General features: G+C 38.7%; 14 protein-coding genes. 2 read left to right on the forward strand and 12 right to left on the reverse strand.

What is annotated here, in order from left to right:
• Positions 1-10: 10 nt before the first annotated feature.
• The 12 genes from AC2117_RS10280 to AC2117_RS10335 form a co-directional block, all read right to left on the reverse strand.
• Entirely contained in the window at positions 11-352 is a 342-nt protein-coding gene (locus tag AC2117_RS10280; protein WP_042896523.1) for a PilZ domain-containing protein, read from the reverse strand.
• A 10-nt stretch (positions 353-362) separates the two neighbouring features.
• Positions 363-1,343, reverse strand: a complete 981-nt coding sequence (locus AC2117_RS10285) for a DNA polymerase III subunit delta' (RefSeq protein ID WP_133973865.1) — start codon at positions 1,341-1,343, stop codon at positions 363-365.
• Between the two features lie 13 nt (positions 1,344-1,356).
• The gene (gene kdsB / locus AC2117_RS10290) at positions 1,357-2,118 is read right to left on the reverse strand and encodes a 3-deoxy-manno-octulosonate cytidylyltransferase (protein WP_133973867.1); all 762 of its coding nucleotides are present in this window, start codon (positions 2,116-2,118) and stop codon (positions 1,357-1,359) included.
• A 9-nt stretch (positions 2,119-2,127) separates the two neighbouring features.
• Positions 2,128-3,138 carry a tetraacyldisaccharide 4'-kinase gene (gene lpxK / locus AC2117_RS10295; RefSeq protein ID WP_133973869.1) on the reverse strand — a complete coding sequence of 337 codons (1,011 nt, stop codon included), beginning with the start codon at positions 3,136-3,138 and terminating at the stop codon, positions 2,128-2,130.
• A gap of 2 nt (positions 3,139-3,140) precedes the next feature.
• On the reverse strand, positions 3,141-4,874 hold the full coding sequence (gene msbA, locus AC2117_RS10300; protein ID WP_133973871.1) for a lipid A export permease/ATP-binding protein MsbA: 1,734 nt from the start codon (positions 4,872-4,874) through the stop codon (positions 3,141-3,143).
• On the reverse strand, positions 4,871-5,299 hold the full coding sequence (locus AC2117_RS10305; RefSeq protein ID WP_004642621.1) for an ExbD/TolR family protein: 429 nt from the start codon (positions 5,297-5,299) through the stop codon (positions 4,871-4,873). The genes msbA and AC2117_RS10305 overlap by 4 nt, the downstream gene beginning before the upstream one ends.
• 14 nt (positions 5,300-5,313) lie before the next feature.
• Positions 5,314-5,949, reverse strand: coding sequence for a MotA/TolQ/ExbB proton channel family protein (locus AC2117_RS10310; protein ID WP_133973873.1), 636 nt, complete (start codon positions 5,947-5,949; stop codon positions 5,314-5,316).
• A 50-nt stretch (positions 5,950-5,999) separates the two neighbouring features.
• A complete protein-coding gene (locus tag AC2117_RS10315; RefSeq protein WP_075431381.1) occupies positions 6,000-6,887 on the reverse strand; it encodes a ParB/RepB/Spo0J family partition protein in 888 nt (295 codons plus the stop codon).
• Entirely contained in the window at positions 6,884-7,666 is a 783-nt protein-coding gene (locus AC2117_RS10320; RefSeq protein ID WP_003651453.1) for a ParA family protein, read from the reverse strand. Before AC2117_RS10320 ends, AC2117_RS10315 begins: the two co-directional genes overlap by 4 nt.
• A 21-nt stretch (positions 7,667-7,687) precedes the next feature.
• A complete protein-coding gene (gene rsmG / locus AC2117_RS10325) occupies positions 7,688-8,320 on the reverse strand; it encodes a 16S rRNA (guanine(527)-N(7))-methyltransferase RsmG (protein WP_133973875.1) in 633 nt (210 codons plus the stop codon).
• Positions 8,321-8,407: 87 nt separating this feature from the next.
• Positions 8,408-9,097 (reverse strand): N-acetylmuramate alpha-1-phosphate uridylyltransferase MurU, encoded by a 690-nt coding sequence (gene murU, locus AC2117_RS10330; protein ID WP_133973877.1) that lies wholly within the window; start codon positions 9,095-9,097, stop codon positions 8,408-8,410.
• Positions 9,097-10,110 (reverse strand): aminoglycoside phosphotransferase family protein, encoded by a 1,014-nt coding sequence (locus AC2117_RS10335; protein ID WP_133973879.1) that lies wholly within the window; start codon positions 10,108-10,110, stop codon positions 9,097-9,099. The genes murU and AC2117_RS10335 overlap by 1 nt, the downstream gene beginning before the upstream one ends.
• Before the next feature lie 120 nt (positions 10,111-10,230).
• On the opposite strand from AC2117_RS10335, the gene AC2117_RS10340 reads away from it, so the two are divergent.
• Together AC2117_RS10340 and AC2117_RS10345 are read left to right on the forward strand one after the other, a co-directional pair.
• Positions 10,231-12,669 carry an LPS-assembly protein LptD gene (locus AC2117_RS10340; protein ID WP_133973881.1) on the forward strand — a complete coding sequence of 813 codons (2,439 nt, stop codon included), beginning with the start codon at positions 10,231-10,233 and terminating at the stop codon, positions 12,667-12,669.
• On the forward strand, positions 12,669-13,979 hold the full coding sequence (locus AC2117_RS10345) for a peptidylprolyl isomerase (RefSeq protein ID WP_133973883.1): 1,311 nt from the start codon (positions 12,669-12,671) through the stop codon (positions 13,977-13,979). Before AC2117_RS10340 ends, AC2117_RS10345 begins: the two co-directional genes overlap by 1 nt.
• Positions 13,980-14,086 lie beyond the last annotated feature (107 nt).

Here is a 14,086-nt window from a genome sequence, read left to right on the forward strand (position 1 = left end):
TCCTATTTGACTACATGGTATAACTTGGACGATCTAGAGACATACTACCAGCCAAAACTCTTTCTGCCTCAGCTTTATAGTAAATTCCCTTATCTCCACTTAATTGAATAGCGAAACCCTGAGGTTTAAATCCACTTTGCTTATGTGATATCCAAATTACTTTACCAGTGAGAGGAATTTTTTGAGATTGCTCAGGCAAAGTAGCTAAAATAAAAATTTCTTGTCCCATTTTTACTTTTTGTTTTGATGGTACAAATAGGCCTCCACCTTGCACATATCCCATATAGCTTGCTTGCAAAGTAGCTCTATCAGGAACATTTACCTGAATAATACCCCCCATTTGCGGCTGCATAATTTTCCCCTTAAATGTTCATTAACGTTATAAACAATTGATCTATAATAAGTTGACTTTGTACATTTTGCTCAACAAGTTTTTTTGCTTGTTGTAGTTCACTATAAATATTAAATAAGCTTTCTAAATCGTAATATGGCCTTAATTGATCAAAATCTAAATCCGTATTTTTCTGTGGCTGATTTAGCTTGACACAAATTAAATCTCCCAACAAGTACTCAAAAAGTACGATAAAATCGCTAAAACTTAATTCTTTTTGCCATTTTCCTGAGAAAAATAAAGGCATATTTTTTTGAGCTACAATTTTTAACCAGTCATTTAAGAAAATCTGTCGCTTTGTAAACCAATCACTTTTTGCAATTTCTATTGCTTGTAAAGGCATATCATTAGATAGACCAAGTAATAAATCAGGTTGTACTTCTGCAAGTTCAGATAAATGCTCATTCAAATATGAAGTAGCTTGTTCATATGAAACGCGATCTAAAGCAAAATGCTGCAATCGGCTACGAATAGTGGCGGGTAATTTAAGGTAGTGATCAGCCAATAAAATTAAAACAACGCGTTCACCAGGTTCTTCTAAAGTTTTTAATAGCGCATTTGAGGATGCCAAGTTAAGAGCTTCAGCAGGCTCAATAAGAATAACGCGCCAGCCCTCGCCGGTTTGTTGCACGAAAGGCAGTAAATCTCGAATCTTTTCAATTTTTATTTTTGCATTCTGCTTTTTATTTTCTTCATCTGTTGTGATATGAACATAATTCGGATGAGTGTCTGATTTTAACCATTGGCAGCTACTACACTCACCACAAGCGCCATGAGGCTGCTTATTGAGGCAAAGTACCCACGCCAAAAAATGCTTAGCAAAAGCATGTTTCCCACAGCCTTGCTTGCCATAAAATAATAGGCCATGTCCAATATTGGGGAACCTTGTTGTTAAGGTATCCCATGTTGTTTTTTGCCAAGGATAAACCTTTGAAGTTACATTCGGATTCATTAAAAATTAACGCTTATTCAAAAGATTCGACAGGCATTTTATTTAAGCGATCAAGATCAGCTTGAGTGTCCACACCAGGAGGTAAATTTGCTTGAGCGACAGCAATCGCAATACGATGTCCATTTTCTAAAACACGTAATTGTTCAAGACTTTCTAACTTTTCAAGCTTACCCATATCCCAGGTCACATATTCTTGCAACAAGCTCACTCGATACGCATATAAACCTAAATGGCGAAATGCTTGGTTATGTAAACTTGGCTCAGCTTGCCCAGCCCCATCACGGTCGTACGGAATAGTTGCCCTGCTAAAATATAACGCTTCATTTTGCTTAGACATAACTACTTTTACAATGCTATCACGTTGAAATTCATCTAAGGTATGAATAGACTCGCACAATGTAGACATTGAACAATTTGGTTTATCGACCAAGAGTTTTGCAACTTGTTGAACAAGTTGAGCTGGCAATAAAGGTTCATCTCCTTGAACATTTACAATAATATCATCTGCTGCCCACCCCTTAATACGAGCAACTTCGCTTAATCGGTCTGTTCCTGACGGATGATTAGGACTCGTAAGCACAACGTCCACACCATCTGCACGGCAAATCTCAGCAATACGCTCATCATCTGTTGCCACACATAGATCATCAAAACCTTCGACTTTTTTTGCTTGATCCACCACACGTAAAATCATAGGACGGTCATGAATAAACAACAATGGTTTACCTGGCAAACGCGAACTTGAGAAGCGTGCTGGAATGACGATGTGTTTCATTTTTTCTTCCTAAGATAATTGGATATCAAGTTTTTGCAGTTGCTGTTTTAAAACCTGATAACACTCTATAGACAGGATAGCTTTAACAGGAACAACCCAAATAGGCTGTTTAAATCCCGGATGTTTTTCAAGCAACGGTAATAATTTAACTGCATCTTTTTCAGTTGTAATAAGTGGCAGTTCATCATTAAAATTTAAATCATTAATTGAGTAATTATGATGGTCACGAAACGCATGTTCTTGAAATTGTTTCAAGCCTAAATCTTTAAGTGTTTGATAAAAACGCTGTGGAAAGCCAATACCCACTACAGCATGATAACTATTTTGAGAATTGAAATTATGGTCGGCCATTGAAGAGGGATTAAGTAAATATGGCTGTGCTGCCTCGAGATGCATATTTAATTCTGTAGCAGGTTTATAAGCATGCTCAATTACTGTTCCTGTTTTTAAACGCTCAACTGGCTCCCTGAGATATCCTTCAGGTAATAGTTTTTTATTTCCTAAGCCACGATTTTGGTCGAGTACAATCCACTCAATTTGTCTTCCCAATGCCCAATGCTGTAAACCATCATCACTAATAATTAAATCTAGTGGTGTTGATGCAACCAAGAGCTCTATTGCAGTCTGCCTATTAGGTCCCACCGCCATTGGTACGCTCGTCGATTGAACAATTAATGCAGGTTCATCTCCAACCTGATTCGCTTGAGTACCAGAAGTAACCAACATAGGAAAAGGACCAGTACCACCATACCCCCGACTAATTACTCCAACTTTGACATTATGCTGTTGTAGGTAATTCACCAATTGTATTAATAATGGAGTTTTCCCACTCCCACCCACCGTAATATTGCCAATCACCATGACGGGTACAGGTGCTTTATAGACTGTCTTCAACCCAGTAGTATAAAAATTACGATTTAATAGAAACCCAGCACGATACAAACAAGATAATGGACGTAAAGCAATCAACCAACTCGATTGCTTATTCCATGCATTCTGGATCAGCTGGGCCAATGACATGCTTAGTTATCCTCAAAATTACGCTGATGTAATTGATAATAAGCTCCATGTTTTTCAAGAAGTTCTTGATGAGTACCTTGCTCAACAATTTCCCCTTGATCCATCACTACAATACGATCAGCATTTTCAATTGTTGACAAACGGTGCGCAATAACAATTGTTGTTCGATCTTGATCTTGCATCGCTTCATCAAATGCTTGCTGAATAAAATGCTCAGATTCATTATCGAGAGCACTTGTAGCTTCATCTAAAATTAGAATTGGAGCATTCTTTAAAATTGCTCGAGCAATTGCAATTCGCTGACGCTGACCACCTGATAGGTTTAGACCTTGTGCCCCTAAAATAGTGTCATAACCGTTTGGTAAATTCATAATGAAGTCATGTGCATATGCTGCTTTTGCCGCTGCATAGATTTTTTCATCTGATGCACCTTCCAACTGACCATATGCGATGTTTTCACGAACAGTACGGTTAAACAATATAACTTGTTGATTTACCATTGCAATTTGTGTGCGTAGACTAGAAAGCTCAATATCATTAATTGGTAAATCATCTAAATAAATTTGCCCACTCGATACTTCTTGAAAACGTACCAACATATTGACTAATGAACTTTTACCCGCCCCTGAACGGCCAACCAATGCTACAGTTTGGCCTGGACGAATATCTAAAGAAAAATCTTTAATAGCTGCTACGCCATCAGCATAATTTAATGTTACATGATCAAAACGGATTGCCCCATTTAACTTAGGTTTCAATTGACCGTTATTTTGCTCTTCAGGTAAATCTAGCAGTTCAAAAACAGAATGTGCTGCGGCCAAACCACGTTGTAACTTTTCATTAACATCAGTCAAGCTTTTAACTGGTTTTGCTAACAGACCAGCTGCTGTAAGGTAAGCCACAAACTCACCTGCACTTGTAGTGCCTAAAATCTGAGGTCGTAAAGCTAACCATACAATAAGAGCCATAGCACAAGCCATTACCACCTGAACAACCGGGCTATTCAGATTTTGTACAATTACCATTTTTAAACCGCGTTTTAAGTTCTCTTCTGATGACTTATAGAAACGTTTTTGTTCATATTCCTCACCAGCAAAACTTTTTACTACAGCATTACCATTAATACTTTCCTGGACGACGTGGTTCACATCACCCATAGTATCTTGTACCTGTAATGAAAGTTTACGCATTCGTTTCGAAGCTTTACGTACTAAGACCCCAATTACAGGTAAAAATACAAAAATACATAAAGTAAGACGCCAATTGGTATAAAACAGATAGCCTAATAATCCGAGAGTAATCATCCCATCCCTAACGATGGTTCTCAATGACTCAGAAGAAGCAGCCGTAAGCTGTTCAACGTTATACATAATTTTGGCAGTAATATGACCAGATGAATTATCTAAGTAATATTGTGCTGGGAGTTTTAAAAGTTTCGCATAAACTTCCTGACGAATACTAAAAACCAAACTGCGTGAAATCACCGCAGTATAGTAGCCGCCCATAAATAGGCCTAAGCCGCGAAAAAATACTAATAAAATAATTAATAACGGGAACCAATCCAAATCTGCTCTACTGTTGTTTTGGATTGCATCAATAATAAATTTAATCAATTTAGCAACGGAAACTTCTGTTGCTGAGTTAATACCGAACCCGATAAGTACTAATAAGGCCACGCCCCAATAAGGTTTTAAATAGGCTATGAGACGCGTATAAACCTTAAAATCTTGATTCACTCAGAAAAACCTCTAGAAGGAACTTTGGTACTAATATTGATGTTAACAAAACCGAGTTGTCCTGCCACATCCATAACGCGAATTACATCCTGATGAGACGCTTTTGCATCAGCAGCAATGATGAACATAAAATCACGGTGCTCTTGAGCAACTTGCTTAATTGCAGTACTCAGATCAGCAACCTCTTTAGACGAAAGTGCTTGACCATTCACAGCATAATGACCAGCAGAGTCTACCACGACTTCAATTTTATGATCGTACTGTTTTGGTGGAACACCTTGTGCATCTGGTAATGTTAAATTGATGCGACTTGGCTGATTAAATGTGGTCGACAGCAATAAAAAAACCAAAATGAACAACAAACAATCAATCATAGGCGTTAAATTGATATGAATGTCTTCAACCTGAGAACGTTTAAATTTCATCTGGCTTTCACTTCCTAACCAACACGGCGGTGTTCAGCTACAGACGTAGAACGCCTATAGAACAATGAGGCATGAAATAAGGTCGATTGCTGTTCTAATTCGGCAATATAATTTTGCACCACTCTTTGAAAATAGCGATAAGCAATTAAAGCAGGAATTGCAATTAACATTCCCACAGCTGTGGTAATTAATGCTTTAGAGATACCAGGGATCATTAAACTTGGACTACCAGCCGATCCAAAATCAATAACAAGAAATGACTCAATAATTCCCAATACAGTTCCAAGCAACCCGAGCAGCGGCGCTATAGCACTCAGAGTGCCCAAAAAATTAATATTTTTTTCCAAATAAGAAATTTCTTGAGAAGCTGCCACTTCCATTTGCGCACGAGCAAATTGCTCACCATGCTCGCGATGCTCAAAACCTGCTTTTAAAATATGTCCCAAGGCGCTACTTTGCGCTTCTACATTTTGTTCTAAACTTTCCACGACATCTTCAGCTCTTAAAGAGCCCTTACCGCTTAATGCTTCGGGTAGAACTTGTGAACGTCTTAACCGAACAAAACGTTCAATACTGATCGCAACAGTTAAAATCGAGCATAGAATTAAAGGCAGCATCAACCAACCACCCGCTCTCACAAGTTCCCACATATGTTCTTCCCCAAGAATATAAAATTAGAAATACATGACCCAACTGCAAATTATTCTGGCAAACAAATATTTAAAATGCCATCTAACTCATCCAAGGTATGATAATGAATAACCAGTTTACCCTTACCTTTTTGGTTATGATCAATTTTTACATTAGCGCCAAAACGCTCTGATAGTTTTTGTGTCAATTGCTCAATATCTGGTGCTACAGGCGCTTTTTCCTTCTCCTGCTTAGGCTCACTTCTATCACGCACCAATTGCTCTGTTTGACGAACTGACAATCCTTTCTCAATTACAATTTTAGCAACTTCTAATTGATCTTTACCTTTCAATGTCAAAATTGCTCGAGCATGGCCCATATCAAGCTGGCCTTGCTGCATAAAATCTTTAATGTCATCAGCTAAACTCAATAAACGCAATAAATTACTGACAGTAGTACGCGCTTTGCCTACTGTGTCAGCAATTTCCTGATGACTTAAACCAAATTCATCATGAAAGCGCTGTAGAGCCATTGCCTGATCAATCGGATTTAAATCTTGACGCTGAATGTTTTCAATTAACGCTAATGCAATTGCAACCTGATCATTTAAATCACGAATAATTGCAGGAATTTCAGTTAAACCCGCAAGTTGTGCTGCACGCCAACGACGTTCACCCGCAATGATTTCATATGGATGAGTTTCATCATCAACTGGACGGATGACAATAGGTTGCATCACCCCATGTTTTTCAATGGAAGACGCCAACTCTTGTAAATCATGCTCATGAATAAAACGACGTGGTTGATATTCACCACGTTTCAGTAAATTCACATCAACTTGCTTTAATTGTCCGTGGTCTAACGCCTGTGCTTCGAGTTGTAATTTTTCTTTTTGAATTGAACCAAGTAATGCATCTAAACCACGCCCTTTAGCCAATCCGCGTTTTTTGATGCTCATACTTTACTTCCTTTCTTCACTTTACTTCTCTTTAACATCTCAGCTGCAAGATTTAAGTATGCAACCGCACCTTTAGAACTTTTTTCAAAATAGATAACAGGTAAGCCATGTGCTGGCGCTTCTGCTAAACGCACGTTACGTGGAACCACAGTATCATAAAGTTTTTTGCCGAAATATTGCTCTAACTCTGCAGAAACATCACGTGTTAAAGCATTACGTGCATCGTACATCGTACGTAATACACCAATAATTTCTAAATCAGGATTGAGTGCCTTTTGAATGCGATCAATGGTCTGAGTTAAATCAGCTAGACCCTCTAGCGCATAATATTCACATTGCATTGGAATAATTACACTATCTACAGCTGCCAAAGCATTGACGGTAATCAAACTCAAGCTTGGAGCACAATCCACAATGATATAGTCAAATGAGTTTCTGATTTCATTCAAAGCATTCTTTAGAATGAATTCACGACCTTCTTGCTCTGCGATAGCGAGCTCTACACCTGAAAGCTCACGGTTAGAGCCTAGAACTTTATATCCAACTTCTGCTTTTTGAATGGCTGTTTCAATTGGAACTTCGCCAAGAAGAACATCTGTAATTGAATACAAAAGATCGTTCTTTTGAATACCAGACCCCATCGTAGCATTACCTTGTGAGTCCATATCTACAAGTAATACACGTTTCTTTAATACAGCTAGAGACGCTGCAAGATTTACTGCAGTCGTTGTTTTACCAACACCACCCTTTTGGTTTGCAATCGCAATAATTTGAGCCATGGTAACCTTAATACTTTTTATTTAGATACGTTGAAGTAAAAGTAAATGACGTTGTTCATCAAGTCTTGGTACGCGCAGTTCAATTACTTTACATGAAAAGTCCTGCTTGAGCTGCTCAATTTCCTCAACTGGCACTACACCTTTCATCGCTGCAATTATACTGCTCTGATGAAGGTATGGCTGAGCTGCATCCACAAAGTCCGTTAAAGAAGCAAAAGCTCGACTTGTTATGACATCAAACTGGCCAAGCTCATCAATTGTATCTTGATTCTCAACGCGTGTTTGTACTGCCACAACGTTGCTCAATTTAAGATCAGCAATAAATTGCTTCAAAAAACGAATTTTTTTACCATTAGAATCTAAAAGAACACATTGGCGTTGAGGCTGACAAAGCGCAATAATCATGCCAGGCATACCACCACCTGTACCAACATCAAGCAGTCTACCTTCAGGCAAATCTTTCAAAATACTTAGACTATCCAACAAATGCTTCACTAACATTTCTTTCGGATCACGAATTGCTGTCAGATTATATGCTTTATTCCAAAGTACCAAAGCATCTTGATACTTTAACAATAATACCAAAGCTTCATCGCTAAGCGATAAACCTAATTTTTGACTACCCTGTTGTAACTCTTGAAAAAACGGATGCATAAACAGATAACATCTAAGTGAAATTTAAAACAAAGTATACCCATTTATGCATCGTGGAACACTAGTTAACGATTAGGGATTACGCACTTAATCGTAGAAGCCTTCACGAATTTGCAAATCTAGCTCCATTAAACGCTCAGGCGTCCCCACATCTACCCATGCACCTTTAAGTTTTTCACCAGATATTTTTTGGTTCTGCATCGCTTGCTTCAACAGTGGGGCTAAAGGACGCTTACCAGATTCCAATCCATCAAAAAGCTTAGGATGAATAACAGACACGCCACTAAAAGTGAGGTTCTCACCCATCACATCTTGATCGAATGTAAAAATGCGTCCATCGAACAATGTAAAGTCGCCTTCAGGATGCTGTTTAGGATTATCAACCAACACAAGATGTGCTAAATCATCATTTAGCTTAATTTGACATAGAGCTTCAAAATCCATCGTGGTCCATACATCTCCATTCACCAGAATAAACGGATCTGTTCCAAGCAGTGGCAAAGCATTAATAATTCCACCAGCTGTTTCTAGACCTTCATCCTCTCGTGTCCAACGGATATCCACGCCAAATTGAGAACCATCCCCTAAGCTACTGATGAGCTTATCAGCCAACCATGCAGAATTGATGACTATTTCGGTCACACCAATTTTCTTAAGTTTTTCAATATGCCACACAATAAGCGGCTTACCGCCTACCTCAAGCAGAGGCTTTGGTGTATATAGCGTGAGTGGGCGCATACGATTACCCAAGCCAGCAGCAAGTATCATTGCCTTCATTATGCTGCTACCTCGTAGTTACCATATTTCTCGATAAACTTTGGCATGACTATGTTATTTATAAATAACATAAACTCATCAAGCTCAGCATAACCGCGGCTTTCTTCAAGTAAATACCACATTACACGTGGTAAATCCTTTAAATACCCTGATTTACCATCGCGTTCAAACAGACGCACAAAAATGCCCAGAATTTTAATATGGCGCTGAATAGCCATTAAATCTGCATCACGTTTGAACTGTTCAAAACTACGGTTCTGTTTGGCAGACTCAGGTAATAAGTCATAAAAGAATCTAAACCATTGGTAAACACGCTCTGCATTCCACTGAACATATGCATCGCGAGTAATCGAGATTAAGTCATAAGTATCAGCACCAATCACGGCATCCTGAAAATCAATCACACCAAGCTCTGGTTCATCTGCAATTTTCATCAAATTACGACTGTGAAAATCACGATGTACAATCACTTGCGGCTGAGCCAATGCAGTTCTTGCCAATAGATCGAAAGCATCATCAATCACCTGTTGCTGTTCCACACTCGGAGTAATCTGCAAAGATGGCAGCATCCAGTCAGTCAACAGCTTCATTTCAATTAACAATTTTTCATAGGAATATGCAGGAAACTGCTCCTGACCATTCACAGACTGCAAATGAATCAGCTGTTTAAAGCTTTGCTCATAATATTTATCGACTGTTTCCTCATTTAATAATGTCGACAACAGCACATCACCAAAATCTTCCAATAACAGAAAACCTTGAGCTAAATCTTTCGCGACGATCTGAGGGACGCGTACACCATGGCCTGCAAAAAATTCGTCAATGGTCACAAACGGAACACAGTCTTCTTTTTCTGGAGGGGCATCCATGAGCATATACGTTTTATTTTGTAACTGGATACGCGCATAACGGCGGAAGCTTGCATCACCTGCTAAAAAAGCGATCTTAAATTGATCATTTTCAAGAACAGATGTAAGCCATGTATATATCAATTGTTCACGTTGTGTATTCATTTGCAATAAAATCTAAAACAAGCTGAGATTTTTGAAGGGTTAAGTGTAGCCACTTATAAACTTTTTCTCTATGATGCGACAATAATTAATTGTGAATTAGCATACTTGGTTAATGAGACAATGAAGCATCAGTTTAAATTTAATCCTTTAGCGACAGCTATTTTTACGCTCTTATGTGGCTCCATACAATCAAGTTATGCTGAGTCAGCTGATGTTGTCTCCAATATAGACAATAATCAACTTAAAGCGAACATCAAAGAAGCCTACCCGGGTCAAGAGTTCTTTCAACAGTATTATGTTGATAAATCTGCACCTGAAGCACAGCTTCGTGATAATAAATATTTAAGCTCGGCATTTTGCCAGGGTACATGGGTTACACCGATTAACCCAGAGACCAAAGCCCTAGATGCAGATAAGACGACTTCGGTCGTTACGGCTAATTATGGACATTATAATCCTGCCGGTGACTCTGTTTTAGAAGGCGACGTCGTTATTGATCAGGAAGGGCGCACAGTTCGTGCCGATAAAGTTACGATTGATAAAACTCAAACCATTGCACATGCACAGGGCCGAGTACAATTAGCTCAAGGTGGATTGCTTTCACAAAGTGATGAAATTAATTACAACCTAAAAACCCAAACCGGTGATTTAGACAATAGTTTTTATATTTCTGAACAGCAACATGCCCATGGTCATGCAGGAAAAATCGAAAGAACTTCTCCAAATGTCATGGTGCTTAATGATGCAACGTACACGACCTGCCCACCTGGCCAAAAACCGGGTTGGAAAATTCAGGCTAATAAAATTGAGTTGAACCAGGAAACTGGACGTGGTGTAACTCGTGGAACAAAACTCTACGTTAAAGATGTTCCAGTTCTAGCAGTTCCCTATTTTAACTTCCCGATTGATGACCGTCGTACCACTGGTATTCTCAACCCACAGTTTGGTTTCTCAAACGATGGTGGTGTTGAGCTTTCTGTTCCAGTTTATTTAAACCTTGCGCCTAACTATGATCTCACCCTTACTCCGCGTTATCTAGCAGACCGTGGTGCAATGTTAAAGGGCGATTTTCGATATTTAACTGATGGCTTTGGTGCCGGTGAAATGTGGGGTGGTTTCTTACCATCAGACAAAGGCTACAATGATAAAGATCGTAAAGATTTCCATTTTTTACATAACTGGGAAATCAATGATCAATGGTCAACCAATCTAGAATACAACTATGCTTCAGATAAAGACTATTTCTCAGATTTAGATAGCAGCCCCAACTCTAAAACAGACCTAAACTTACGTAGAGCATGGGAACTCAACTATCAACACGGCATTCCGGGTTTAAAAGCTCAGCTTAAAGTCGAAGATTTCCAGACACTTGATCCAGAAATTGCAGATGCAGATAAACCTTATGCACGTTTACCGCAATTCTTATTGAATTATGTGACTGGTAATCCATTAGGCTTACAATACGAATTCAATAACGATACTGCATACTTCAAGAAATCAATTACTGATGATTCTGCTCAGGAAAGTAGTGGTACACGTATCTACAACCAGTTTGCAACGCGCTACAACTACCGCACACCAGCAGCATTCGTAATACCTGAAGTTTCCGTACGTTCTATTCAAACATTCTATGATAAGGACAGTATCGCATCTCAAGGGTTAGATGGCGGTTCTGAAAATAAATCAGTCGTTGTACCTCAATTTACATTGGACACTGGACTGAATTTTGAACGTGAGGGCAAGTATTTACAAACACTTACTCCTCGAGCATTTTATGCATATGCTCCATACAAAAACCAAGACAGCTATCCAAACTTTGACTCAACTTCAGCATCAGTAAGTTATGATCAATTATTTAACCCTTACCGCTTCTACGGACATGACCGCCTTGAAGACAACAACTTTCTATCACTTGGCGTAAGTTATAGCCTCTTTGACACAGTAGGCTTAGAACGTTTACGTGCAAGTGTAGGTCAAAGTTATTATTTTGAAGATCGTCGTGTGACATTAAAGCCACAAGATGAGATTGATACCGAACGTAATACTGGACCAGTTGTAAGTTTAACAAGCCAGTTAAACCAAAACTTCACTATCGCAGCCAACTCAGCATGGATGTCTAATGGTGATAACGCTCAGCGCGATTTCCAAGTTTATTATACTGGAGATAAAGGAAATCTTTATAACTTAGGCTATTTCTATCGCAAAGATATTGCAGGACGTCAAGATACTTACGATCAGGTTGTTGCATCGTTTATACAACCAATTAAAGACAATTGGCGTATTATGGGCCACGTACAATACGACATGGATAACGATGTTGCGCGTGAACTTTTATTAGGCGTTAACTATGAATCATGTTGCTGGGGTATTTCAGTCTATGGCCGCTCATACTACAACGACCTAGATGATCCAAAATCTCCAGATGTTAGTGAAAAACGCGCCATTATGGCCGAAATTACACTAAAAGGTTTAGGTGGTTTAAACAATAAACTCGCGTCTTTACTTGAAAATCGCGTTTTAGGTTTTAACAAAATTAATCAATCTTGGACACAACGTTAATGAAGACAAAGCATCTTAAACAGTTTTTTAAAGCAACTACCCTTGCTGCCCTAATCTCTTCATCAATGCATAGTTTTGCCCAACCCGCTGATGAAGTTGTGGCAATTGTGGACAATAGCGTAATTTTAAAAAGCGATCTTCAACAAGGGATGACTGAAGCCGCTCACGAACTACAAGCACAAAAAAAAGAAGTTCCACCTCAGCAATATTTACAATTTCAAGTGTTAGATCAATTAATCTTGCGTCAGGCACAACTTGAGCAAGTTAAAAAATATGGCATTAAACCTGATGAAAAAAGCTTAAATGAAGCCGTATTAAAAGTAGCAAGTCAATCTGGAACTAAGAGCTTAGAAGCCTTCCAGCAAAAGTTAGATGCTATGGCACCAGGGACTTACGAGAGTTTACGTGGTCGAATCGCTGAAGATTTAGCAATTAGCCGTTTGCGCCAACAACAAGTCATGTCTCGTATTAAAATTAGTGATCAAGATGTAGAAAACTTCTTGAAATCACCTCAGGGACAGGCTGCTCTAGGAAACCAAGCACATGTAATACATATGCGTATTACTGGTGATAATCCACAGGAAGTTCAATCTGTAGCTCAAGAAGTACGTTCAAAACTTGCGCAAAGTAATGATATAAACGCATTGAAAAAACTTTCAACTGCAAATGCAAAAGTTGATGGTGCTGACATGGGATTCCGCCCACTTTCAGACATTCCCGCCGAACTGGCAGCACGTATTACTCCATTACAAGAAGGCCAAACGACTGACTTAATTTCAGTACGTGATGGTGTACATGTTTTAAAGCTTATTGAACGTAAACAAAATGAGCAAAAAGCATTAGTACCTCAATTTCAAACTCGCCACATTCTGATTCAACCTTCAGAAGTGGTTAGCATTGAAAATGCCAAGCAAATTATCGATAACATCTATAAACGCTTAAAAGCTCGTGATGATTTTGCAACACTTGCGGCTACTTATTCAAATGATACGGGTTCGGCACGTGATGGCGGCAGCTTAGGCTGGGTAACTCCGGGCATGATGGTGCCTGAATTTGACAAAAAAATGCAGGAAATTCCTGTAGGTGAAATCAGCGAACCATTCCAGACTCAATTTGGTTGGCATATCTTGCAAGTAACTGAAAAACGTGAAAAAGATATGACTCACGAATATCAAGAGCGTATGGCACGTCAAATTTTAGGTGAACGCCAATTTAACACTGAAATCGATAGCTGGTTACGCGAAGTGCGTGCAAATGCATATGTAGAAATCAAAGATCCTAGTCTAGACAAAAAGAACTTACAAAAATAAGTCTTTTTCCCTTCATTAAAACCTGTGTTTATCGCAGGTTTTTTTATGAATAAAATTTACTTAATAAAAAACCGGTTATATAAATAACCGGTTTATATAAATTAAAC

The sequence above is a fragment of the Acinetobacter calcoaceticus genome (assembly GCF_900520355.1).
Lineage (GTDB): Bacteria > Pseudomonadota > Gammaproteobacteria > Pseudomonadales > Moraxellaceae > Acinetobacter > Acinetobacter calcoaceticus_C.